Origin of the sequence: Actinacidiphila polyblastidii (genome assembly GCF_036353415.1) — a bacterium.
GTDB classification, from domain to species: Bacteria; Actinomycetota; Actinomycetes; order Streptomycetales; family Streptomycetaceae; genus Actinacidiphila; species Actinacidiphila polyblastidii.
The window spans coordinates 28,521-51,049 of record NZ_JAZEWV010000035.1 but is presented as its reverse complement, the minus strand read 5'-3'; the positions used below and the strand labels follow the sequence as shown (position 1 = coordinate 51,049).

Sequence of the window (22,529 nt, the reverse complement as noted above, 5' to 3'; positions counted from 1 at the left end):
GACCGCTGCCCGCCGCCCACGCGGCGACGTTGAGCACGTTCACCCCGGTGCGGCCTGGAAGGACCAGAACGGCGCCCGCTGCAGATGCACGGGCTGGGCATCGTGAAGTCGGGCGGCACCTGGTACGCCTTCGGCGAGGACAAGACCGGCGAGAACTCCCCGGACACCTCCTTCCGCTCGATCCCCTGCTGCTCCTCGACCGACCTGCACACCTGGACGTACCGGAGCAGCGCGCTGTCCCGGCAGGCGAGCGGCGACCTGGGCCCGAAGCGCGTCGTCGCCACGATCGTCCAGTGGCCCGCGACCGGCGGCGCCAACCAGACCTGGAGCCTGCGCCGGGCCTACGGCAACGTCTACAGCCTGGTCATGGTCCTCGACGTGCCGAAGAAGTCGACCACCGCGGGCACGGCGCTGGACCAGTGGACGAGCAACGGGGGCTCGAACCAGGTCTGGCGCGTCTCCTGAGCAACGCGGCGGCCGGAGCCCTGTGCGGCGCCGCCGCGGACCCACGAACATCACCGCCCCGCAACCCTCACACCCTCACCCCCCTCGCGGCCGGACGTATGGAGTCACCATGGAACCCGAACAGATCAAGCGCAGGACCCTGCTCACCACGGCGGTCGGCGTCCTGGCGGCGGGCGCCGTCACCTCGATGCCCGGCCGTGCGGCCGCCGCGGCGGCGCAGGAGACCCTCGCCGACTACTCCAAGCACACCTCCGACGCCCGCAGTGTCACCGTCACCAGCACGACCGGCCAGCAGCTGCGGCTGACCGCGTACGGGGACCAGATCGTCAGGGTGCACGCGACCCGCGCCGGGGAGACCTTCTTCGCCGACACCCGCTACGAGATGGTGGTCCCGGGCAACCACACCTCCATGGGCGGCACCCTGAGCGTCACGGCCACCTCGGACACCCTCGAACTGCACACCGCGGCGGCCGACGGCCTGCGCGTCGTCCTGCACAAGAAGCCGCTGCGGCTGGAGTTCTACGCCCGCGACACCGGCGCCCTGCTGGCCAAGGAGGACTCCGCCCACGGCGTCTCGTGGAGCGGCACGAACTCCACCATCGCCGCGCAGGCGTTCGCCGCCCCGCCCTCCGACGAGCGCTTCCTCAAGGCCGGCCACGGCATCCTCGGCCGCACGCCCAAGATCGACCGCACTGGCGACACGGTCTCCCACAACTACGCGGACGCGGCGCAGGCCGCCGACAACCCCAACGACCAGGCGCCGGCGATCGTGCCGTTCTACCTTTCCAGCAAGGGGTACGGGGTGTTCTTCAACACCACGTTCGACACGACCTTCACCTTCGGCGGCACCAACGGCTACGGGTTCTCCGCCGACGGGCACAACGCTGGTGGCGCGCAACCCCAGTTGGACTACTTCCTGATCAACGGCCCCCGGTTCGCGCAGCTCCTGGACCGCTACACGCAGCTCACCGGCCGCCCCCGGCTGCCCCAGCAGTCCATCTTCGGGCTCCACATGAGCGACCACAGCTTCCCCGACGTGAGCGACCAGAACTGGTGGCAGTCGAAGATCACCCAGCACCGCTCGGCCGGCTTCCCCTTCGACCACCAGGTCAACGACAACCGCTGGCGCAACGGCACCGGCGGCTGGTCCGGTTCGTGGTTCGAGTTCAGCCCCGACCGCTGGCCGGATCCGGCCGGCTACGAGAAGTGGGCCGTCGCCAACGGCGTCACCGTGACGCTGGACTACAACCGCAACAACACCAACCTGATGGAGAACTGGAAGGGCGGTCCGCCGCCCGGCGGTTACAGCCTCGCGGCGTCCGACCTCACGAACGTCGCGAACAACAAGTCCGTCCCCGACTGGACCAACCCCGCGACCCGCGCCTGGGTGTGGAAGGTCTTCTGGGACAAGGCGCTCAACCCGAGCCTCGCGTACCCGTGCGACGGGCTGTGGATCGACGAGACCGACGACGTCGGCGCGATCCCGTACACGGCGAAGATGGCCGACGGCCGCACCTGGGCCGAGAACCGCAACGCCTACATCCTGAACCTGCACAAGGGCGTCGGGCAGGAGGGCTGGGACCCGTCCGGGAGCGGGCACATCGGGGCGGCGAAGCGCCCCTGGACCTGGAGCCGGGGCGCCACCGCGGGCCAGCAGCGCTACGGCCACTACTGGACCGGTGACATCAGCTCGACCTACGACGAGATGAAGAACCAGATCCGCGGCATGCAGACGGCGGGCCTCGGCGGCTTCCCCTTCGCCAACATCGACGGCGGCGGCTACGGCAACGGCAACGCGGACTCCGACGCCTTCTACCGCAACTGGCCGGTCGCTTGGTCCAGCCTCGCGCCGATCTGGCGCCCGCACACCTCCGCCACCGTCCCGTCCAAGGGCAAGAAGGCGTCGCGCTGGCCGCTGGACCAGAGCGCGCAGGCACAGGCCGACTTCGCGAAGTACGGGCAGCTGCGGTACAGCCTGATGCCGTACGTCTACACGCTCGCCCACCAGGCCGGCGCCAGCGGCCTGCCGATGGCCAGGGCGATGGTGATCGACTACCAGAACCGGCCGCAGGCGTACACCCACGACCTGCAGTACATGTGGGGGCCTTCGCTCCTCGTCGCGCCTCTCCTCTCCGACGGCGGCGCCGTCCAGCAGGTCTGGCTGCCGGCCGGAACCACCTGGTACAACTTCTGGGCGGACATCAAGCACGCCGGCACCGACTCCGGCGACTTCGCCTACACCACGCGGACCGGCGAGACCCCGCTGTTCGTCAAGGCGGGGGCTATCCTGCCCAAGTACCCGTACGCCCAGAGCACCGCCTACTTCAACAAGCGGCAGCTCGAACTGGAGGTGTACGCGGGGGCCGACGGCGCCTTCGACCTCGTCGAGGACGACTCGGTGACCGAGGCGTACCGGAGCGGCAGGACCAGCGTCACCCACCTCGCCTACACCGACGCCGCCACCCGCGTCGTCGTCTCCCACCCGCAGGGGACCTACGACGGCGCGCCCGACAGACGCCGTTACGTCGTCCGCTTCCACGGCCTGGCCGCGGCCGTCGGGATGCGCGTCAACGGCGGCGCCACCCTCCCGGCCTTCACCAGCGAGGCCGCGGTCATCGCCAACGGGAGCGGAGCCGGCTGCGTCTGGGACGCGCAGGCCAAGGTGCTCAGCGTCGTCACCGCGGAGATCGCTGTGGGCTCCAACGGGACCGCCGCGACGATCGAGCCCAGCGGCGCGGCCTTCCCGGCCGTCAGCGCCGGCACCGTCTACCAGGCCGAGACCGCCCGCCTCGACGACACCTTCGTCATCGACACCCTGCACCCCGGCTACACCGGCACCGGCTACGCCGACTTCAACGGAACGTCCGCCGGCGCCACCCTCGCCTGGACGGTCACCACCGCCACGGCCGGCCAGAAGCAGCTGCGCATCCGCTACGCCAACGGCAGCGGCGACGACCGCCCCGTGACCATCGACGTCAACGGCACGAAGGGCGCCACCCTCGCCCTGTCCCCCACCGGCAGCTGGGACACCTGGGCGACGGCCACCTGCACCGCGACCCTCCCCCAGGGCGCGAACATCACCGTCCGCGCCACCCTCACCAAGTCCACCGGCGCGAACATCGACAGCCTGAGCGTGCTCTAGCCCGCGCGGGCCGGGCCGCGGCGGGGACGACGTGGTGAACGTCGTCCCCGCCGCGGCGCCGGCCTGCCCGGCCGGGTTCCGCGACCGCCGCGTCAGGCCGGCCGGTCGGCCGCCGCGGTCAGGTGCCGGGTGAAGAACCGGGCCGCGCTGTCCGCCTCGAACCTGGGCAGCTCCTTGTGCCGGCCCGCGTTCACGTGCAACGACTTCTCCTGCGAGGCGAAGGCGTCGAAGAGCGCGAGTCCCTCCTCGCGCGAGATGTGCTCGTCGTCCCACTGCAGGTCGAACTCGATCGGGACGGTGATCCGCTGCGCCTGCGCGGCGAGCACGTCGGGCCAGTGCTGGCCGAAGACCGCGGCGGTGATCCTGGGCTCGTCCGCGACGAACGGCACGCCGATCGCGGTGCCCATGTTGAGGCCCCAGAAGCCGACAGGGCCGGCGGCGCCGATCTCCGGCAGGTCCTGGAGGGCGTCCAGGGTCGCCCGGTACTCGGGCACCGCGAGCTCCGCCAGGTGGGCGTTGTAGCGCACGACGACCGGGCCTTCCGGCTCGCCCGCCGCCCGCGCCCGGAACAGCTCGGCGATCTCCGCCTCGTCGTGCGCCGAACGCGGCCGGTCGCCGTGACCGGGCGCGTCGATGACGGCGGCGTGGAAGCCGCAGCCGGTCACCAGGAGACGGGCCCGGCCCGTCATCGCCGGGTGCTTCTTGTGGTTGCCGCCACCGTGGGCCAGCAGGACCAGCGGCGCACGATCGGCGCCCGAGGCGGGCGACCAGAGAACGCCGGGGACCCCGCCCACGGTGAAGTCGCGTGCGAGCACGCCGTTCGCCGACGACTCGGCGGTGAACTGAAGAGAGTGCAAAGTGGTGCCTTTCGGGAGTGCCTGCGGATCGGGCGCTCCCGGCGACACCTACGTCATGCGCCGGCCGTGATGCGGAAGGGGGAGCACCCACGTCGATACAGCGTTCATGGGTCTCACCTCCTCGGGCGGTGTCACGGTCGACCGGACACTACCAGCCCGACGATCACTCCTTCACTCCCTTTTCCTCTCCGCTTCCGGCGCCGCCGCGGGGATCGCGGGCGCGAAGGCGTCGCCCGCCATCGCGGCGGCCAGGGTGGCGCCGTCCGCCGGATCGATCAGGAGGAACGATCCGGTGCGCCGGGAGTCGGCGTAGGAGTCCAGGGCCAGCGGCTCGGCGGTGCGGACCCTGACCCGGCCGATGTCGTTCGCGACGAGCCGGCCCGGCTGCGGGTGCGGGGAGAGGTCGTCGAGGGTGAGCCGGGACGGGATGTCCTCGACGATCGCCTTCACCGTGCGGGTGGTGTGCTTGAGCAGCACCCGCTGGCCGACGGTGAGCGGCGCGTCGGCGACGTGGCACACGGTCGCCTCGATCTCCTGGACGATCCGAGGCGGCCGCGGCCCCGCGGTGAGCATGTCGCCGCGCCCGATGTCGATCTCGTCGGAGAGCCGGACGCTGAGGGAGGAGCCGGCCGGCACGACGTCCGCCGGCTGCCCGAGGACGTCGAGGGAGGTGATGGTGGTGGTCCGGCCGGACGGCTGCACCGTCACCGTCTCGCCGACCCGCAGCCGGCCGGTGAGCAACTGGCCGGCGTAGTAGCGCTCTCCGCCGTGCCGGATGACCATCTGGACGGGGAAGCGGGAGCCCTCGTCCGGCGTCCTGGCGGCCGGGTCCACCGTCTCCAGGTGGTCCAGGACGGTCGGGCCGCCGTACCAGTCCATCCGGGTGGACGGCTCCACCACGTTGTCCCCGGCGAGCGCCGAGATCGGGATGGCGGTGACATCGCGGACGCCGAGGGAGGCCGCGTAGGCGGTGAACTCCTCGGCTGTCGCCGCGAAGACCGGCTCGGCGTAGTCCACCAGGTCCATCTTGTTGACCGCGAGCACCACGTGCGGGATGCGCAGCAGCCCGGCGATGGCGGCGTGGCGGCGGGTCTGCTCGACCACGCCGTTGCGGGCGTCGACGAGCACCACGGCGAGGTCGGCGGTGGAGGCGCCGGTGACCATGTTGCGGGTGTACTGCACGTGCCCCGGGGTGTCGGCGAGGATGAACCGGCGCCGGGCGGTGGCGAAGTAGCGGTAGGCCACGTCGATGGTGATGCCCTGCTCGCGCTCGGCCCGCAGGCCGTCGGTGAGCAGCGCCAGGTCGGGTCCGTCGGCGCCGCGCGAGCGCGAGGCGTGCTCCACGGCCTCCAGCTGGTCGGTGAGCACCGACTTGGAGTCGTGCAGCAGGCGCCCGACGAGCGTGGACTTGCCGTCGTCCACGGAACCGGCGGTGGCGAAGCGCAGCAGGGTGGTCGCCGGCGGGGCGGCCGGTGCCTCGGCAAGGGCGCTGCGGTTGCCGCTCAGGTGGTTGCTCATCCTAGAAGTACCCTTCACGCTTGCGGTCTTCCATCGCCGCTTCGGAGAGTTTGTCGTCGGCGCGGGTGGCGCCCCGCTCGGTGAGGCGGGACGCGGCGATCTCGGCGATGACCATCTCGATGGTCGTCGCGTCGGAGTCGACCGCGCCGGTGCAGGACATGTCGCCCACGGTCCGGTACCGGATCATGCGCACTTCGACGGTCTCGTCGCCGCCCGGTCCGCCCCAGTCGCCGGCGGTCAGCCACATGCCGGCGCGCCGGAAGACGGGCCGCTCGTGTGCGTAGTAGATCCCGGGGAGTTCGATCTTCTCGCGGGCGATGTACTGCCACACGTCCAGCTCGGTCCAGTTGGACAGCGGGAAGACGCGCACGTGCTCGCCGGGGGCGTGCCGGCCGTTGTACAGCTGCCACAGCTCGGGGCGCTGGCGGCGCGGGTCCCACTGCGAGAACTCGTCGCGCAGCGAGAACACCCGCTCCTTGGCCCGCGCCTTCTCCTCGTCACGCCGACCGCCGCCGAACACCGCGTCGAAGCGCAGCTCGCGGATCGCGTCGGTGAGCGGCACCGTCTGCAACGGGTTGCGGGTGCCGTCCGGACGCTCACGCAGCCGCCCGTCGTCGATGTAGTCCTGCACCGACGCGATGTGCAGGCGCAGGCCCCCCTCGGCGACGGCGCGGTCGCGGAACTCGATGACTTCGGGGAAGTTGTGCCCGGTGTCGACGTGCAGCAGCGCGAACGGCACCGCGGCGGGCGCGAACGCCTTCATCGCCAGGTGCAGCATCACGATGGAGTCCTTGCCGCCGGAGAAGAGGATCACCGGCCGCTCGAACTCGCCCGCCACCTCCCGGAAGATGTGCACCGACTCGGACTCCAGGACGTCCAGGTGGCTGAGCGCGGAGACGGGGGCCGTGACCGCGCCGGTGTCCGTGCCCGCATGCGTGCCTGTATGCGCGTCCGTGACGGTGTCCGTGGGGCGAGGGCTCATACCAGCCGCCTTTCCACCAGCAGGTCCAGCAGGATCGACGCGGATTCCGCGACCGACTGCTCGTGCGCGGGGATGCTCAGGTCGGGCTGCCGGGGAGGCTCGTACGGATCGTCGACCCCGGTCAGTCCGGTGATCTCCCCCGCGGCCTGCCGTGCGTACAGGCCCTTCACGTCGCGCTGCGCGCAGACGCCCGAAGGGGTGGCGACGTGCACCTCCAGGTAGGCGGTGCGGGACGCCTCGTGGCGCTCCCGCACGGCCGTCCGGCTGTCCGCGTAGGGGGCGATGACCGGGACGATCACCAGCACGCCGTTGCGCGCCAGGACCTCCGCGACCAGCCCGATGCGCTGCACGTTCGCGTGCCGGTCCGCGCGGCTGAAGCCGAGGCCCAGGGAGAGGGTGCGGCGCAGCTCGTCGCCGTCGAGCACCTCCACCCTGCGCCCCTGGTCACGGAGGCGATCGGCCACCGCGTGGGCGATCGTCGTCTTTCCCGAGCTGGGCAGGCCGGTCAGCCATACCGTCGCACCACACTCGCACTCACGCGTTGTCAGACTGGTTCGCAGCTCCGTTTTCACCGGCGGTTCGCTCTCCTTCTCGAGATCCAGCGTCGTCCACCTGCTACTGCTGTGCTCGTCAGAACCGCGGCGGCCGGCCGCGGTGTGTGGCCCGCGCGTCATGCGACCGAGGCCAGCCGCCGCCACACCTCGCGCACCGGCACGTCGGGATCGTCCGCGGCCACCGTGAGCGCGGTCAGCCACTGCCGCAGCACCAGCCCCGCCTCGTCCTCGGTGAAGTAGTCGGTGGCGTAGTCGGCGCGCACGTCCCAGCCGCGGCCGTCCGCGACCACGTACTGGAGCCAGTCGAACTTCGCCGACGCGCCGCCCACGTGCACCCGTTCGCACCGCAGCCCCGGCAGGTCGAGCTGGCTCGGCGACTGGTCGAGGACGAGGCAGATGCGGCTCGTGCGCTCGCCGGACAGCACCCCGCGGGTGCGGGTGACGCCGCCGCCGAGCTGGGCGTAGGGCACGTTCCGGTGCCGCAGCACCTCCAGCGAGGTGCGTTTCGCGGCGGCGCACACCTCGCGGAAGGGGGCCCCGGAGGGGACCAGGTACCGGACCGGCAGGAGGTCGGTCAGGCAGCCGAAGACGCCGTCGAGGTCCGGCGCGCCGCGGCGGGAGACCGGACTGCCGATGACGACGTCCTCACCGTTCACCGCCGCCGCGGTGACCGCCATGCAGGTGCTCATCAGGACGTGCGGCGTGGTGCGCATCGCGCGCGCCGCGGTACGGACGGCGTCCCCCAACCCGGCGGGGACGGTGGCGCGTACGCAGTCGCAGGCGGGACCCCGCCGGGCGCCGAGGGTCCGCCTGCCGCTGGGCCTCGGCGGCAGGTGGGTGAGCGCGGGCGCCCCGGCCAGGAACCCGGCCCAGAAGGCGAGGTCCTCCGGCGCGATCCCGGCCGCCCGCGCCCGCACCGCGTGTTCGCCGAGCGACAGTCCCGGCGGGGCCAGCTCGGCCGGCTCGCCGCCGGCCTCCTCGGCGTACAGCGCGGACAGTTCGTGGTCGAGCAGCACCAGCGAGGCGTCGTCGACGGCGACGTGGTGGATCTGCAACAGCAGCACGTGCTCGCCGGGCGCGTAGTCGTACAGGGTGAGCCGGGCCGGTGCCGCGGTCAGGTCGAGGGGGCGCTGCCCGGCGCGCCGCAGCGTCTCGTGCAGGTCTCCGCCGGGCCACGGCAGGCGCTCCAGCGGCACCGTCCCGTCCGGGTCGACGCACTGCACCGCGCCGCTGTCGCCCAGTACGAACCTGGTGCGGAGCACGGCGTGCCGTGCGACCAGGGCGGCCAGGGCGCGTTCCAGTGCCGGGACGTCGAGCGGTCCGGTGATGTGCTGGGCCCACGTCTCAAGGAACGGCGAGGGGTCCGCGACGAACTGGTCGGCGATCCAGAGCGCCTCTTGCTCGTAGGTCTGCGGGAATTCGCGCATCAGCCGGCGCGCCTCTCCAGAGCCTGCAGGTCGACCTTGCCGTTGTCGCGCCGCGGCAGGTCGTCCAGCTGCTCGAACCTGCCGGGCACGGCGTACGCCGGGAGCCTCGTGGTGAGCCTCCTGCGCAGGTCCCGCGGGGCCAGCTCGGCCCCGTCGACCAGGGTGTAGACCAGCGCGACGTGTGCGACGGTCCCTCCCGCGTCGGTGCGTGCGACGGCGGCGCAGGTGCGGATCTCCGGGATCGCGGACGCGGCGGCCTCCACGTCACCGAGTTCGATCCGGTTCCCGCTGAGCTTGATCTGCCGGTCGCGGCGGCCGTAGTAGTGCAGGACCCCGTCGTCGTCGAGCATGCCCATGTCGCCGGTCCGCAGCACGCGGCGCTGCTCGCCGGCGATCTCCAGGGTCGGGAACCGCTCGCGGGTCTGCGTCTCGTTGTTGAGGTATCCCAGGGCCACGCCGGGGCCGGCCGCGACGATCTCGCCGCGTTCGCCGCGCGGCGCGGGCGTTCCGTCCTCGCGCAGCAGGACCACCGTCGTGCCGGGCACCGGCCGGCCGACCGGGATGCCGACGGGCGCGGCGCTGTCGGCCGGCGCCATCCGGTGAACCGCCGTCAGCATGCAGTTCTCGGCCGGGCCGAAGCCGTTCCAGATCGGCAGGTCGGGGAAGCGTTCGAGGAACCGCGCGACGTGCCGGGGGGACTGCTTCTCGCCGCCCACGTAGAGCGTCCCCAGGCCCTCGAACGCCTCCGGGTCCTCGTCGACGACCAGGTTGAAGAGCGAGGTGGTCAGCCAGATCGTGTCCACGCCCTCGTCCGCGACGAGGGTGCGCAGCCGGCTGGGCATCAGGTGGCTCTCCTCGACCACGACGCAGGCGCCGCCGGTGGTCAGCTGGCCCCACAGCTCGAACGCGTACATGTCCCAGGCCGCGGGCGCGACCTGCGGGGTGATGTGCCCCGGCCCGAACCCGTCGAGTCCGCCCGGCCCGAACATCCGGGTGACCGCGCGGTGCGGTATGAGCACCCCCTTGGGAACGCCCGTGCTGCCGGAGGTGAAGAAGACCATGGCCAGGTCGTCCAGTCCGGCCGGCACGGGGGCGAACAGGCCGGACCCCGCGTCGTCCGCGATCGCGGACAGCGGCGACGGGTCGAGGGTGCGGGTCACGCCCAGCGGCTCGCCGCCGGGCCGGCCGACGACGACCGGGTCGTCGAGCTGGGCCAGGATCGACGCGATGCGGCTCTGCGGCCAGCGCGGGTCGAGGGTGGCGTATCCCGCGCCGCTCATGAGCACGCCGAGCTGGAGCGCGATCAGGTGGGCGCCGCGCGGCACCAGCAGCGGGACGATGTCGCCCGGCCGCACGCCCCAGCCGGTGAGCCGGCCGGCCAGCACCCTCGCCGCCGTGGTGAGCGTGCGGTAGTCGATCCGCTCGTCGCCCTGGACCAGCGCGAGGTCGTGGGGCGCCCGGTCCGCGCACTCGAGCACCGCGGCGTGCACGCTCCGCAGCGGCGGCACGCCCGTCCTGCCGGTCACGCCGCACCGAGCCGGATCTGCTCCGCGAAGTCGGCCAGCTCGTCGTGTTCGAGCAGCCACGCGGGGTCGACGCGGGATCCGAGAAGGCGCTCGATGCGGGCGCAGATGCGGATGGCCGCGAGCGACGTGCCGCCGAAGTCGTAGAAGCTGTCGCGGCGGCCCACCAGGTCGACGTCCAGCACCTCCGCGATGACGGCGGCCACCTGCTCCTCCAGTTCGTCGGCCGGCCGCTCGTAGGCGGCCTTGCACACGACATCACGGTTCTCGGTCACGGGATCTCCTGTTCTCATCTGCTCGGCTTGTCTTGGCTCTGGGGCTCGCTGTCGGCCTTCCGGCCGGCCAGGACGCAGAACTCGTTGCCCTCCGGATCAGCCATGACCACCCAGCCGTTCGACCCGCGGAAGTCGGTGACGACGCGCGCGCCCAGCGCGAGGGCACGCTCGACCTCGGCGTCCTGCGAGCGGCCCGCGGGGCGCATGCAGAAGTGCATGCGGTTCTTCACGGTCTTGCCGTCGGGCACCAGGACGAAGAGCACCGTGTATCCGTGCCCGGTGACGACATAGCATTCGTCGGACCCCGGCCGCACCCCCTCCTTCGGGGTGAACTCGGCCATCTCGCACCACCATTGCGCCTGTGCGTACGGGTCGATCGCGTCGATGGTCGTATGGGACAGTCTCAGGCTCATCAGGGCGCGCTCTTTCTGGACGTTCCGGCTGCACGGCTGTACGGCTGCGCTGCTGCACGGGCATGGCGGTACGGCTGCACCGCTACAGCGCGGTGGGGATCTGCTCCGCGGGCGCGGGCCTGACGGGCATCTCCGCGTCCTTCAGGGCCCGCGTGCTCACCCGCGAGGCGAACACGAGCGCGGCGAGGGTCAGTCCGACGCCGCACACGATGAACGTGGTCCGCGGGCCCAGCCACCGCCCGAGCCCACCGCCGAGGAACGCGCCGACGGGCACGACGCCGAGCACGATCAGGCGGTAGGCCGCGGTGACCCGGCCGAGCAGTTCGTCGGGGACCGACGCCTGGCGCAGCGTGCTCACCACGATCTGGTTCAGGGCGGTGGACACGGCGGCGAGGAACATGGTGATCTCGCAGAGGACGACGCTGCCGCTGAGGCCGAGGACGATCCAGCTGGCGGAGGGCACCAGCGCGGCGAGCCAGGTGACCGGGCCGCCGCCGATGAGCGGGACCACCTTCGCCGCGATCAGCGAGCCGATGACGGCGCCCGCGGCGGGCACCGCGATGAAGACGCCGTACCAGGACTCCGAGACTCCCAGCGGCCCGGTCGCCAGGAGGACCAGGAGGCCGCCGGTGGCGGAGGAGAACATGTTGATCGAGCCGGAGATGAACGCCACCCGCCGCAGCAGCCGGTGGTCCCAGAAGTAGGACCAGCCGGCGCGGATGCTGCGGACGACGTCCCCCGCCGAGTGCGTGGAAGCGCTGGTGTCGCTCGGGGTGGGCAGCATCCGGGGCAGGGTGAGCAGGGCGAGCGAGGCGAGCGCGAAGAGCCCCGCGGTGGTGGAGAACACCAGGATCGCCGTCACCGAGAACAGGGCGGCGCCGACCGTCGGTCCGACGAAGTTGTTGATGGCCGACTGGGTCGCGAACAGGCGCCCGTTGGCGCGCTCCAGGTCGGCGCGTTGGACCAGCCGCGGCGGCACCGTCAGTGCCGCGTTGTCCACCAGCGTCTCGGCGGTGCCGGCGAAGAACACCGCGAGGTAGAGCAGCACGATGCTGTGCAGGTCGGCCACGAGCGTCAGGACGAGCAGGCCGAACCCCACGGCGCGGGTCGAGTTGCCCCACACCATGATCATGCGCCGGTCGATGCGGTCGGCGAGGGCCCCGGCCGGCAGGGTGAAGACGAGCCAGGGCAGGAACTGCGCCACCGTCATCCCCGAGATCAGCAGCGGGTCGCGGGTGATCGTCACGGCGAGGAGCGGTACGGCCGCGATGACCAGGCCGTCCGCGAGGTTCGACAACCCCTGTGACAGCCATAGTTTGGTGAAGCTCGGGCCCAGCGTCATGTCCGCTCCTTTGTCGTCCTCAGTGCTGCCGTGATCCGCTCGTAGTACGGCAGTTGGTCCCGCTCGAATTCCAGGGCGGTCTGCTCCAGGTCCGCCGGCAGCTGCTTCCTGCCGGCCGGGGAGGCGCCCAGGGCGTTCGACTCGCTCGCGCCGGCGTGCCAGCGTTCGGTGGCCTTCCAGCTGGCCGGGGGCTGCTGTGTGAAGGCGAGCGCCTCGGCGAGGAAGGAGATCCCCATGGCGGCGCAGTACCGGCGCATCTCCCCCTCGGCGTCGCCGGCCAGCTCGTCGCCGTCGACGAGGTGCATCGGCAGCCCCTCGGCCGTCACCGCCGACACGATGTCCCACAGGTGCCCGAAGCCCATCGCCGTGGACGTGGCGTCGGCCTGCATCACCAGGTGCGAGCGCACGGTGTCGCGCGGGTTGCGGACCATCGCGGCGTGGCGGCAGCGCCGCAGGAAGGCGGCGTTCGCACCGAGCCGGTCGAGCGGGAAGTCGGTGGTGTCCTTGAAGAAGACCGGCCGGCCGGCCGCGGTGTCGACGAGGGCGGCCATCACCTCCTCCTGGCTCGCGCAGGTGCGGCCGGCGACCTCCGCCTCGCCGAAGTCGCACACCCGTGAGAACGGCTCGTGCACCACGAGGTAGTCGCCGCGTTCGTACATGGCGCGTTCGAAGGCGGTCGAGCGCGATCGGGGCACGCTCCACAGCGCCAGTAGGCTCGGTTGTCCGGTCATGACGCTGCCTCCGGGATGGTCCTGTCCAGTTCGCTCAGCGCGCGCCGCAGGATGCGGATGCCGTCGAGGTACTCCTGGTTCAGGATGTGCTCGTTGTCGGTGTGGTCCTGATGGCAGTCGCCGGGTCCGTAGGTGGCCATCGGCACCTTCCAGGTCCTGCCCAACGTGTTCATGTCGCTCGTGCCGGTCTTGAGCTTGTGGCTGGGCTCGAACCCCTGCGCGACGATGGCGCGGGACAGCGCGCGGACGCACGCGGAGCTGCGCGGCACGATGACGGCGGGTACGTCGTAGACCGCGGCGACCTCGACCGATCCGCCCAGGATCGTCGAGACCTCGTGCAGCAGCGCCGGGGCCGAGGTGTCGGGCGGGGTGCGGAACTCCAGCGCGCACGAGCTCGAGAACGCGTCGAACCGGCCGTCCTTGACGGTCATGCCCACGTCGCTGAAGTTGTCGTGCCCCCGCGTGCCGTAGGCGTCGAAGAGCCTGCCGAGCGCCCGGACCAGGATCTCGCTGGCTTTCGGTCCCGGCGTCGCGGTGTGGGTGCGCGGCACGTCGCAGCGCACCGCGAGCTGGACCATCCCCTTGTAGCCGATGGTCACCGACGAGGCGCCGCTCGGCTCCCCCACGATCACCGCGTCGGGGACCGGCACGGTGGTGCGGACGTGCTCCGCCCCCCGCGACCACAGCGTCTCCTCCTCGACCACCCCCACCCAGTGGATGCGCAGGCCGAGGTCGCGGCTGGTGAGCGCCGCGACGAGCATCGCGGTCAGCGGGCCCTTGGCGTCGACGGCGCCGCGGCCGCGGATGAAGGTGTCGTTGTGCTCGAAGGGGACCTCGCCGCGCACGGTGTCCATGTGGCTGAGCAGCATGACCGTGCGCGTCCCGCTGCCGACCAGGACGTGCACGTTCCCCATGTCGTCGAGGTGGCTGCGCGCGCCGAATCCGAGCGCGAGGTCCCGCAGCCGCTCCGCCAGCTTCTGCTCGCTGCCGGAGACGGACGGGATCGCCACTACCTCGGCGAGCAGCGCGAGCGCGTCAATGTCGGTCAACTCCGCTTCCGGTGAGGCGAGATGATGAGTCGTCACGATGTTTCGTGGCCCCTTCCGATGAGGGTTCCGCTGCCTCGTAGCGCTTCTGCGATGGGCGCGTCCACGCGCCCGTCGCAGACCTGTACGGCCTGTGCTCCGTTGCCGAGCGCCTCCACCGCGGCGGCGACCTTCATCCGCATGCCGCCGCTCAGCTCCGGCACCAGGCTCTTGGCGTCGTCCCGGCTCAGCGCGGCGATGGTGGAGGTGGGATCGTCGCGGTCGGCGAGCACTCCCGGCGTGTCCGTGAAGAGGAGCAGCCGGTCGGCACGCCATGCCGCGGCGATGGCGCAGGCCATCCGGTCCGCGTCGACGTTGGTCGCCTCGCCCTGCGCCGTCATGCCCGGGGGGCACACGACGGGGACCATGCCGCAGGCGTGCAGAGCGTCCAGGACGCTCGTGTCCACGCCGACGACGCGGCCGGCGAAGCTGTCGCGCACCACCCGGACGCTGTCGCCGACCACCGCACGGATGGCGGCCTTGCGTTCGGTGCGGACCAGTCCGCCGTCCATCCCCGACAGCCCCACGGCGGTGACGCCGCGAGCCGCCAGCTCCGAGACGATCCGCGCCTGGGTCCTTCCGCGCATCGCCATCATGAGCGCGCTGAGCGTCGCCGCGTCGGTGTAGCGCGTCACCATGCCGTCCGGCGACCGCAGGGTGCGGCGCGGCACCCCGAGTTCGCGCATCGTGTCGTCGATGTCCCGCGATCCGCCGTGCACCACGACGATGCGGTGGTCACGCCGGAGCGCGGCGATGTCGTCGGCGATCGCCCGGCTGTTCTCCTGGAGGCTGCCGCCCCACTTCACCACGATTCTCGTCATGGTCACACCGGGTGCAGTCCGGGAAAGGTCAGCCCGTACGTCTCCGGCAGACCGAGCATCAGGTTCATGCACTGCACCGCGCCGCCCGCGGCCCCCTTCATGAGGTTGTCCAGGCTCCCGATCACGAGCGCCCTGCCGCGGCCGTCGGCGACGACGCCGACGTCGCAGAAGTTCGAGCCGAGCAGCACCTTCGGGTCCGGATAGCGGTAGGTGCCGCGCGGGCTGTTCACCAGCCGGACGAACGGCTCCGCACCGTAGTCGTCGCGGTACATGGCGAGCAGCTCCCGCTCGCCGACGTCCCCGACCGCCACCTTCGTCAGCGTCTGCACGCCGCGCACCTGCGGCGTCGCGGTGACCGTCATCGACACGTCCACCCGCAGCGCCTCGGCCACCTCGGCCTCGTGACGGTGGTCGAAGGGCGCGAACACCCGCATCACTCCGCTGCGCAGCGCATGGGAGTTGGCGTCGCCCGCGCCGGCGCCGGCGCCGCTGCTGCCGGTCCGCGCGTCGACCTGGACGTCCTTGAGCAGGCCCCGGGACGCCAGCGGCGCGAGGCTCAGGATCGCGCTGGTGGCCATGCAGCCCGGCACCGCGACCCGGTCGGCGTCGGCGATCTGCTTGCGGTGCAGCTCGGGCAGGCCGCGGACGAACGCCTTCGCGTGCTCTCCCTCACGGCTCCAGCCGTAGTAGCGCTCCATGAGCGCGGCGTCGCCGATCCGGAAGTCGGCGGTCAGGTCGACGATCTTCGGCGCGAGCGCCGCCACCTCGTCGACGATCTTCGCCGAGGACCCGTGGACGCCGGCGAGGAACACCAGGTCGACGGGTTCCAGGTCGGCCCGCCGGCTGTACCGCAGACCGCTCCCGCGCAGCGGTGGGTGCGCGGTCTCCACGGCGCGGCCGGCCTGGGTGTCGGAGGTCACGGCAGCGACCTCGACCTCGGGGTGGTGGACGAGCAGGCGGAGCAGCTCACCTCCCACGAACCCCCGTCCGCCCACCACTGCGATGCGCTTCATACCGGTTCCCTCACCTCGATCGTCTCGGCCGTGCACGCGTCGGCTATTCGTGCGGCGACGTCGACACCCGTCGCACGCTCGAACCCCTGGAATTCGACCCGGGAGTTCACTTCGAGCACCGTCCAGCCCCCGTCCGCCCGCTCGACGAGGTCGACGCCGGCGATCGTCGCGCCCACGGCGGCCGCCGCCCGGACGCACAGCCGCCGGACCTCCTCGTTCGGCGGGTACGGCTCGACCGTCGCTCCCCTGGCCACGTTGTTCCGCCAGTCACTGCTCGACCGGACGATGACGCCCAGGCAGACCCCGTCGACCACGATGCCCCGCAGGTCGGGCGAGCCCGGCCGGACGGCCTCCTGGACGATCACCGTCCTGCTGGCCGCCGAGGGCAGTGCGGCGCAGTGCTCCAGGACGGCGTCCGCGGCGTACCTGTCGGTGATCAGGCTGACCCGGTTGCCCCAGGACGAGCTCAGGGGCTTGATGACGGCGGGGTAGCCGATCATGTCGATCGCCTCCAGGCCGGTCTCCGGGGTCGGCGCCAGCAGGGTCGCCGGCGTCGGAATGCCGTACTGCCTCAACCGCAGGTAGGTGGACCACTTGTTGCCGCACAGCCGGGTCGCCGAGGCGTCGTTCACCGGGCGGGCGCCGAACGCCTCCAGGGACTCCGCGGCGAGCGCCGCACGCTGACTGGAGATCTCGCGGTTGAGTACCGTCATCCCGCGCAGCGCCTCGGCGTCCTTCGGCGCGAACGACATGCTGCGCGGGTCCAGCCTGACGGCGGTGACGCCCCGGCGCTCCAGCTCGGACAGGAGGCGCCGTTCCTCGTAGCGGACCGTCGACAGGAGGATCCCGAGGGGTGTCGACGCTCTCGTCGGTTCACTCACCCCAGTCCTCGTCGGGCTCGGGCGCGATCGCCAGCTCCAGCGGGTGGGTCGAGTGGATCTCGAGCTCCGCCGAGCATCCGGGGCAGCTCACGATCTCCCCCTGATAGCTGTCCGCCGGTATCTGCAGTGTGTCGGAGCAGCTGACGCACTGTGTGTCCATCTCATCGGTCCTTTCTCGGTCACTTCGGGTCGCTGACGAACGTCAGCACCTGGCGAAGAACGGAATCAGGGGTGAGCCCACTGGCCTCCAGCAGGGAGGCGTGGCTGCCGGGTGGGAGGAAGCCGGTGACGCCGATCGGCAGCCACCGGATGCCGCGGGCGCCGGCCGCCGACGCGACCTGCGCGCCCATGCCGCCCGACGTCCACGCCTCCTCCAGCGTCACCAGCCAGCGGCACTGCGCGTCGACGGCCCGGCCGACGGCGCCGGCGGACTCCGGGTCGACGGTGTGCGCGTTGATCACCTGCGCGCTGTATCCGGCGCCGGCGAGGCCCTGGGCGACGTCGAGCGCCAGCGCGAGGATCTCCGGGCCGGTCGCGACCAGGGCGACGTCGCGCCCGGGGCGGACCTGCTGCGGGACGCCGAGTTCGGGTTCCGGCAGCCCCTCGAACACCGGCGAGGCCTTCCGTCCGAGCCGCAGGTAGGTCGGACCGTCGTACTGGAGGCACTGCTCCAGCAGGGACACGGCCTGGAGCGCGTCGGCCGGCACGACCACCCGCATGTTCGGCAGCGCGTTCATCAGCGCGAGGTCCTCGGTGGCGTGGTGGGTCGGCCCGAGCCAGCCGCCGCTGGCGCCCGCGTGGGTGCCGACGATGCACACCCGGCGGCGCGGGTAGGCGACGTCGAGCTTGATGAACTCGAACGCCCGGCTGACCGAGAAGGCGGCGAACGTGCAGACCAGCGCGCGCTGGCCGAAGTGCTCGGCGCCGGCGGCGAGTCCGACGGCCGCGTTCTCCGCGATGCCGACGTTGAGGTAGTCCATGCCGGGTGTCGGCTTGATGCTTCCCGTGTCGGTGTCGACCACCAGCACGTTGTGGCGTAAGGCGAGTTCGGGCAGGGCGTCGGCGAAGACCGCCCGGGTGCTCACGCGCTCCGGCTTGATCTCAAGCATCGCCGCCCTCCTCCTTCGTGGTCCCGGGAGGACCGGCAGGGCTCATGCTGGCCCTGACCCGGGCCCGCTTCCGGTCGGTGTCCAAGCGCACGAAGTGGGAGGAGGCGCGGCCCGCGAGGGCGCCCACGCCCCTGGCCTTCACCGTGCGGCAGACCACCGCCGTCGGCCCCGGTGTGCCGGCCGCCTCGTCGAGGACGGAGCACAGGGCCGCCAGGTCGTGCCCGTCCACCTCGACGGTGCGCCAGCCGAAGCCGGCCCAGCGGTCGGCGACCGGCGCGCCGTCGCTCACCTCCCGCACCGACCCCGTCTGCTGGAAGTTGTTGACGTCGACCACCGCCACCAGGTTGGTGGCGCGCAGGGCGCGGCTCACCTGGGCCGCCTCCCAGACCGTCCCCTCCTGCAACTCGCCGTCACCGAGGAGCACGTACGTGTGCGCGGGTGTCTCGCCGGCCTGGCGCTGCGCCCAGGACGTGCCGTTGGCCAGGGCGAGCCCGTGGCCGAGTGAGCCGGTGGCGAACTCGACGCCGGGGACGGCGACGTTGCCGTGCGTGGCGAGCCTGCTGCCTGGCCGGCAGAAGGTGGCGACCTCCTCGCGGCTGATGAACTTCCGTTCGGCGAGGGTGGCGTACAGGGCCATCGCCGCGTGGCCCTTGCTCAGCACGAAGACGTCCCGCTGCTTCCACCCGGGATCGGCGGAGTCGACGCGCATGGTGTGGAAGAAGAGCGCGACCAGGATCTCGACGGCGGACATCGAGCCACCCAGGTGGCCGCCTTCGGGTCCTGAGCACATGTCGACGATGTGCTCACGGATCGTGCGGGCGCAGGCTTGCAGCTGCGCGAGAGTCGGCTGGTGCTCGGTCCCGTTCAGCGGCCCGCACCGTCCGCGAGCTCCTCCAGGACCTTCAGGTGCGCCCAGACCTTCTCCATGACGTCGGCGAAGCTCTGGAGCAACGGCCCCGCGTCGGGGGCGAGATGGCGCTGCTGGAGGGTGAAGCTGCGGTCGATGACCTGCTGCGCGACCGGCCAGGACGCAGGCGTCTGGCGGCACAGGGAGCGCAGCGCGGGCTGCTCGGGCAGCGGCATCATCTGGTACCTGGTCGCCGGCAGTCCCTCGGCGCGCAGCGCCCGCATCAGCACGCCGCGTGCGGTTGCCGTGTCGACGCCGGGGAAGAGCCCGTCGAAGTCGACGACGAAGCGCAGGATGTGCCAGGCGTGCTCGTATCCGTCCGGCTCCGACGGGCAGGTCAGGCCCTCCAGGTGGCCCAGCCGGGACAGGAAGGCCGCGACGTTGGACCGCCGGGCCGCGTGGTAGGCGTCGAACCGCTCCAACTGGCTGGAGGTGTACGCCGCCTGGACGTTGTTGAGCTTCGCGTTGAAGCCGACGCGGTGGCTGACGTAGCGTCGCGGGCGGTCCGCACGGATCGTCTCCCCGAACTGGCGCAGCTGGACGATCCGGTCGGCGACGCGCTCGTCGTCGGTCACGACGAGGCCCCCTTCCCCGCAGGTGGGGAGGTTCTTCGTCATCTGCAGGCTGAAGGTGGCCGTGTTGCCGTACGCACCGGACGGCACCCCCAGGTAGCGCGCGCCCTGGGCCTGCGCGGCGTCCTCGATCACCACGCAGCCGTGGCGCCGTGCGACCTCCATGAGCGCGCCCATGTCGGCGCTGAGCCCGTGCAGGTGGACCGGGATGACGGCCTTGGTCCGCTCGGTGATCTCGGCGGCCAGGCTCTGCGCGGTCATCGTGAACGTGACCGGGTCGACGTCGGCGTACACCGGGGTCGCCCCGACGTGGACGACGGCCATCGCCGTCGCGACGAAGGTCAGCGCGGGAACCACGACCTCGTCGCCGGGGCCCACGCCGTGGGCGAGCAGCGCCAGCTCGATGGCCGTCGTCCCGTTGCTCACCCCGACGCAGCGCCGCACGCCCAGATACCGCGCCCAGGACCCCTCCAGCCGTTCGACCGCGGTCTGCTCGGCCGTCCGGTCGGAGACCAGGACGTTGGAGTCCAGCACGGACAGCACCGCCGCACGGTCCGCGTCGGTCGTCCTCGGCCAGTCCACCGGCGCGAGCGATCCCAGCACGGGCTCGCCCCCGGTGAGCGCCAGTTCGCCCACAGGCCCGCCATTCATCAGAGGTCCGTCCATTCCCTCGACAGGGCGAGCCGCCAGTCGACAGCCAGCTGCTCGTACGCGTGCACCAGGTCGGCGCCGCGACGCACCATGAGCTCCGTGATCCCGGCGGTCCGCGTCGCGTGCGCGCTGAGCAGCCGCACGTTCGACCAGGCCGACACCACCCGGTCCGCCGACGCGGCGACCTCCAGCAGCCAGGGCTGCTTCCAGCGCTGCGCGAACTCCTGGGCGAACCGGCCGTGCAGGAACGCCTGCGCCTGCATCGCCCAGCCGAAGGTGTACGCGCCGCGCAGTTCCTCCGGGTCTCCGCTGCTCGCCTGGAGGCGCTCGACGAAGCGGAGCAGTCCGGCCCGGCCGGTCCACACCCGGTCCGCGGGGCCGGCCGTGCCGGCCGCCCAGCGGTCGAGGTTGCCCTGGAGCGCGAGGGCGGCCAGGCCGGCCGTCAGCTCGTCCGGCTGCGGCAGCACCCGGGTCGTCAGCACCCGGCCGCCGATCTCCCGGCTGGAGAAGAAGACGTCCTGGGTGTCGGAGGGGTTGCCGGAGGTCCAGCTGTTCACCAGGTGCTCGGCGGCCAGCCACCCCTGGAATCCCGGTGGTTGCGCGTCGGAGACGTAGAACTCCAGCCCGCCGTCCGCGGTGCGGCGCCATCCCGGCACCACGACCAGGTGGGCGGCGTGCACGTCGTGGAAGGCCGGGCGGAACGGGAGGTGGTAGTTGTCCACCGCGACGATGACGCTGGAGTGCGTCTCGATCAGCTCGATCAGGTCGCCCGCGTCCGCTCCCGTCGTCCAGGAGGACTCCACGTCGTGGTACGGGCAGAGGTCGGCCGCCACGCCGCGGGTGCTCTGTGCGGGACGGTAGAACTCCTCGCACATGACGTCGTCGGGTGCGAAGGCGAACTCGCAGGCGAGGCCGAGCACGTCGACCGGCCGCAGGCCGTGCTCCATCAGGATGCTGCCCAGGGTGGTCTGAAGGCAGCTCAGCGGGTCCTCGTACCACTGGGGGTAGGTGCCGGTGGCACCGTCCCAGCGCGCGGTGCGCGCTGTCGCGTCGGTCGTACTACCTAAGGTCACGGCCGGCTCCCTGCATCTGCGGTTCGCCTGCGGAGCCGGCGCTGACCTGCTGGCCGACGAGCGTCATGGCGAAGAAGTGGACGGCTGGATTCCTGGGCAGGGTCAGGGCGCCGAGGGCTTTGCGCGTCGTGACCGGCACCCGCTGGCACCACAGGGTGATCCCGATGCGGGGCTGTACGTGGTGCGGGTAGTGGATGACCTCGGTGCGCAGCGCGAGCTCCTCACCGAAGTCCGACCGGCCCTCCCACAGGTCGGAGAGCGCGAAGTGGTCGCGGTCCACGGCTCCGTCGGCCAGGTGCCAGGTGACGACGTCCCTGACCCGCCGCTCACCGCATCCGATGACGTAGAGCCAGTCCCACCGCCGCTCCGGCACCTCGATCCGCTGGCCCGCGCAGAGAACGTTGTCGGGTCCGCGCCCGTCGAGCGGGGCGCTGCGCAGCGGGACGCCGTCCACTTCGAGTGCCAGCGGCGCGGCCTGCGCCGGCAGCGAGTTGCCCCAGACGTTGAGCCGGCCGTCGGTGAGGTTCTCCGGCGTGGTCGCCGCCTGGTTGTTCAGAAAGGGTTCGAGCGCGAGTACCTGGTGAACGGTCACCTGAGATCCTTCCGGACGAGTGCTCTGTGCTGCAACCGGGGCTCGACGACGGTGAATCCGCAGGACTCGAAGGTGCTCACCCTGCCGCGGAAGCTGCCGCGTTCGAAGGGGGTCTCGGGATTCCGGTCGTCCTCGGGGTAGGCCTCGATGAACTCCGCCTTCTCGTCCCGCGCCCACTCCACGGCGCGGTCGATGAGCACCCTCGCGAGGCCCTGGTGCCGGTGGTCGCGGGTCAGGTAGAGGCAGACGACGGACCAGATGCGCTCCGGGTCGTCGCCCTCGATCAGCTTCGCCGCGCGGGACCCGCGCAGCCTCGGGAAGCCCAGCCGGGGGCCGGCCCCGATCCAGCCGACGGGCTTGTCGTCGACGGTGCCGAGGACGCCGACCCGGCCGCCGGTCTCGACCAGCTCGCGGAGCTTCTCCCTGCGTCCCGCGGTGCCGCAGGTGGAGCGTTCCTTCGACGTCATGCGAAAGTAGGTGCACCAGCAGTTCTCCACAAGGCCTTTCGGCTCGAAGAATGCGCCGACCGCCGGCCAGTCATTCGGTCCGACGACAGTGGTCACGAATTCACTCATCTTTATTGCCTTCCGCGTGTG

The 22,529-nt window shown here is 71.9% G+C and carries 23 protein-coding genes; 2 read left to right on the top strand and 21 right to left on the bottom strand.

The features are described from left to right. Window positions 1–84 precede the first annotated feature (84 nt). Entirely contained in the window at window positions 85–465 is a 381-nt protein-coding gene (locus V2S66_RS28345; RefSeq protein WP_330799570.1) for a hypothetical protein, read from the top strand. A gap of 109 nt (window positions 466–574) precedes the next feature. Then, on the top strand, window positions 575–3,607 hold the full coding sequence (locus tag V2S66_RS28340) for a TIM-barrel domain-containing protein (RefSeq protein WP_330799569.1): 3,033 nt from the start codon (window positions 575–577) through the stop codon (window positions 3,605–3,607). A gap of 92 nt (window positions 3,608–3,699) precedes the next feature. Here the strand turns inward: V2S66_RS28340 and V2S66_RS28335 are convergent, their stop codons facing one another. From V2S66_RS28335 to V2S66_RS28235, 21 genes are all read right to left on the bottom strand, one after another. After that, window positions 3,700–4,464 (bottom strand): dienelactone hydrolase family protein, encoded by a 765-nt coding sequence (locus tag V2S66_RS28335; protein ID WP_330799568.1) that lies wholly within the window; start codon window positions 4,462–4,464, stop codon window positions 3,700–3,702. A gap of 171 nt (window positions 4,465–4,635) precedes the next feature. Then, entirely contained in the window at window positions 4,636–5,982 is a 1,347-nt protein-coding gene (locus tag V2S66_RS28330; RefSeq protein WP_330799567.1) for a sulfate adenylyltransferase subunit 1, read from the bottom strand. Window position 5,983: 1 nt separating this feature from the next. Then, the gene (cysD, locus tag V2S66_RS28325; protein WP_330799566.1) at window positions 5,984–6,964 is read right to left on the bottom strand and encodes a sulfate adenylyltransferase subunit CysD; all 981 of its coding nucleotides are present in this window, start codon (window positions 6,962–6,964) and stop codon (window positions 5,984–5,986) included. Next, window positions 6,961–7,512 carry an adenylyl-sulfate kinase gene (cysC, locus tag V2S66_RS28320; RefSeq protein WP_330799586.1) on the bottom strand — a complete coding sequence of 184 codons (552 nt, stop codon included), beginning with the start codon at window positions 7,510–7,512 and terminating at the stop codon, window positions 6,961–6,963. Before cysC ends, cysD begins: the two co-directional genes overlap by 4 nt. Before the next feature lie 122 nt (window positions 7,513–7,634). After that, window positions 7,635–8,945, bottom strand: a complete 1,311-nt coding sequence (locus V2S66_RS28315) for a condensation domain-containing protein (protein WP_330799565.1) — start codon at window positions 8,943–8,945, stop codon at window positions 7,635–7,637. Then, the gene (locus V2S66_RS28310) at window positions 8,945–10,471 is read right to left on the bottom strand and encodes an amino acid adenylation domain-containing protein (protein ID WP_330799564.1); all 1,527 of its coding nucleotides are present in this window, start codon (window positions 10,469–10,471) and stop codon (window positions 8,945–8,947) included. Before V2S66_RS28310 ends, V2S66_RS28315 begins: the two co-directional genes overlap by 1 nt. After that, window positions 10,468–10,743 carry a phosphopantetheine-binding protein gene (locus tag V2S66_RS28305; protein ID WP_330799563.1) on the bottom strand — a complete coding sequence of 92 codons (276 nt, stop codon included), beginning with the start codon at window positions 10,741–10,743 and terminating at the stop codon, window positions 10,468–10,470. The genes V2S66_RS28310 and V2S66_RS28305 overlap by 4 nt, the downstream gene beginning before the upstream one ends. 14 nt (window positions 10,744–10,757) lie before the next feature. Further along, window positions 10,758–11,156: a VOC family protein gene (locus tag V2S66_RS28300; protein WP_330799562.1), complete on the bottom strand. Its 399-nt coding sequence runs from the start codon at window positions 11,154–11,156 to the stop codon at window positions 10,758–10,760. Window positions 11,157–11,238: 82 nt separating this feature from the next. Beyond that, window positions 11,239–12,498 carry an MFS transporter gene (locus V2S66_RS28295; protein ID WP_330799561.1) on the bottom strand — a complete coding sequence of 420 codons (1,260 nt, stop codon included), beginning with the start codon at window positions 12,496–12,498 and terminating at the stop codon, window positions 11,239–11,241. Continuing rightward, window positions 12,495–13,229 carry a sulfotransferase-like domain-containing protein gene (locus tag V2S66_RS28290; RefSeq protein WP_330799560.1) on the bottom strand — a complete coding sequence of 245 codons (735 nt, stop codon included), beginning with the start codon at window positions 13,227–13,229 and terminating at the stop codon, window positions 12,495–12,497. Before V2S66_RS28290 ends, V2S66_RS28295 begins: the two co-directional genes overlap by 4 nt. After that, entirely contained in the window at window positions 13,226–14,278 is a 1,053-nt protein-coding gene (locus V2S66_RS28285; RefSeq protein ID WP_330799559.1) for a M20/M25/M40 family metallo-hydrolase, read from the bottom strand. Before V2S66_RS28285 ends, V2S66_RS28290 begins: the two co-directional genes overlap by 4 nt. A gap of 32 nt (window positions 14,279–14,310) precedes the next feature. Next, complete coding sequence (locus tag V2S66_RS28280; RefSeq protein ID WP_330799558.1) at window positions 14,311–15,135, bottom strand: [LysW]-aminoadipate kinase; 825 nt, start codon at window positions 15,133–15,135, stop codon at window positions 14,311–14,313. 2 nt (window positions 15,136–15,137) lie between these two features. After that, the gene (gene argC / locus V2S66_RS28275; RefSeq protein WP_330799557.1) at window positions 15,138–16,148 is read right to left on the bottom strand and encodes an N-acetyl-gamma-glutamyl-phosphate reductase; all 1,011 of its coding nucleotides are present in this window, start codon (window positions 16,146–16,148) and stop codon (window positions 15,138–15,140) included. Continuing rightward, entirely contained in the window at window positions 16,145–17,029 is an 885-nt protein-coding gene (locus V2S66_RS28270) for an ATP-grasp domain-containing protein (protein ID WP_330799556.1), read from the bottom strand. Before V2S66_RS28270 ends, argC begins: the two co-directional genes overlap by 4 nt. Continuing rightward, on the bottom strand, window positions 17,022–17,189 hold the full coding sequence (locus V2S66_RS28265) for a lysine biosynthesis protein LysW (protein WP_330799555.1): 168 nt from the start codon (window positions 17,187–17,189) through the stop codon (window positions 17,022–17,024). Before V2S66_RS28265 ends, V2S66_RS28270 begins: the two co-directional genes overlap by 8 nt. A gap of 19 nt (window positions 17,190–17,208) precedes the next feature. Beyond that, a complete protein-coding gene (locus tag V2S66_RS28260) occupies window positions 17,209–18,138 on the bottom strand; it encodes a transketolase family protein (RefSeq protein ID WP_330799554.1) in 930 nt (309 codons plus the stop codon). Then, window positions 18,131–18,970 (bottom strand): transketolase, encoded by an 840-nt coding sequence (locus V2S66_RS28255; protein WP_330799585.1) that lies wholly within the window; start codon window positions 18,968–18,970, stop codon window positions 18,131–18,133. The genes V2S66_RS28260 and V2S66_RS28255 overlap by 8 nt, the downstream gene beginning before the upstream one ends. 32 nt (window positions 18,971–19,002) lie before the next feature. Beyond that, entirely contained in the window at window positions 19,003–20,268 is a 1,266-nt protein-coding gene (locus V2S66_RS28250) for a DegT/DnrJ/EryC1/StrS family aminotransferase (RefSeq protein ID WP_330799553.1), read from the bottom strand. Continuing rightward, window positions 20,268–21,341 (bottom strand): BtrH N-terminal domain-containing protein, encoded by a 1,074-nt coding sequence (locus tag V2S66_RS28245; protein WP_330799552.1) that lies wholly within the window; start codon window positions 21,339–21,341, stop codon window positions 20,268–20,270. Before V2S66_RS28245 ends, V2S66_RS28250 begins: the two co-directional genes overlap by 1 nt. Beyond that, complete coding sequence (locus V2S66_RS28240) at window positions 21,328–21,933, bottom strand: hypothetical protein (RefSeq protein WP_330799551.1); 606 nt, start codon at window positions 21,931–21,933, stop codon at window positions 21,328–21,330. The genes V2S66_RS28245 and V2S66_RS28240 overlap by 14 nt, the downstream gene beginning before the upstream one ends. Continuing rightward, a complete protein-coding gene (locus tag V2S66_RS28235) occupies window positions 21,930–22,400 on the bottom strand; it encodes a GNAT family N-acetyltransferase (RefSeq protein WP_330799550.1) in 471 nt (156 codons plus the stop codon). The genes V2S66_RS28240 and V2S66_RS28235 overlap by 4 nt, the downstream gene beginning before the upstream one ends. Window positions 22,401–22,529 lie beyond the last annotated feature (129 nt).

Bases quoted from the DNA above. Each gene is read 5' to 3' on its own strand.
- V2S66_RS28250 (WP_330799553.1), bottom strand. From the start codon at position 20,268: ATGAATGGCGGGCCTGTGGGCGAACTGGCGCTCACCGGGGGCGAGCCC.
- V2S66_RS28260 (WP_330799554.1), bottom strand. From the start codon at position 18,138: ATGCTTGAGATCAAGCCGGAGCGCGTGAGCACCCGGGCGGTCTTCGCC.
- V2S66_RS28235 (WP_330799550.1), bottom strand. From the start codon at position 22,400: ATGACGTCGAAGGAACGCTCCACCTGCGGCACCGCGGGACGCAGGGAG.
- V2S66_RS28340 (WP_330799569.1), top strand. From the start codon at position 575: ATGGAACCCGAACAGATCAAGCGCAGGACCCTGCTCACCACGGCGGTC.
- V2S66_RS28280 (WP_330799558.1), bottom strand. From the start codon at position 15,135: ATGACGAGAATCGTGGTGAAGTGGGGCGGCAGCCTCCAGGAGAACAGC.
- V2S66_RS28265 (WP_330799555.1), bottom strand. From the start codon at position 17,189: ATGGACACACAGTGCGTCAGCTGCTCCGACACACTGCAGATACCGGCG.
- cysD (WP_330799566.1), bottom strand. From the start codon at position 6,964: ATGAGCCCTCGCCCCACGGACACCGTCACGGACGCGCATACAGGCACG.
- V2S66_RS28300 (WP_330799562.1), bottom strand. From the start codon at position 11,156: ATGAGCCTGAGACTGTCCCATACGACCATCGACGCGATCGACCCGTAC.
- argC (WP_330799557.1), bottom strand. From the start codon at position 16,148: ATGAAGCGCATCGCAGTGGTGGGCGGACGGGGGTTCGTGGGAGGTGAG.
- V2S66_RS28330 (WP_330799567.1), bottom strand. From the start codon at position 5,982: ATGAGCAACCACCTGAGCGGCAACCGCAGCGCCCTTGCCGAGGCACCG.
- V2S66_RS28345 (WP_330799570.1), top strand. From the start codon at position 85: ATGCACGGGCTGGGCATCGTGAAGTCGGGCGGCACCTGGTACGCCTTC.
- V2S66_RS28315 (WP_330799565.1), bottom strand. From the start codon at position 8,945: ATGCGCGAATTCCCGCAGACCTACGAGCAAGAGGCGCTCTGGATCGCC.
- V2S66_RS28295 (WP_330799561.1), bottom strand. From the start codon at position 12,498: ATGACGCTGGGCCCGAGCTTCACCAAACTATGGCTGTCACAGGGGTTG.
- V2S66_RS28290 (WP_330799560.1), bottom strand. From the start codon at position 13,229: ATGACCGGACAACCGAGCCTACTGGCGCTGTGGAGCGTGCCCCGATCG.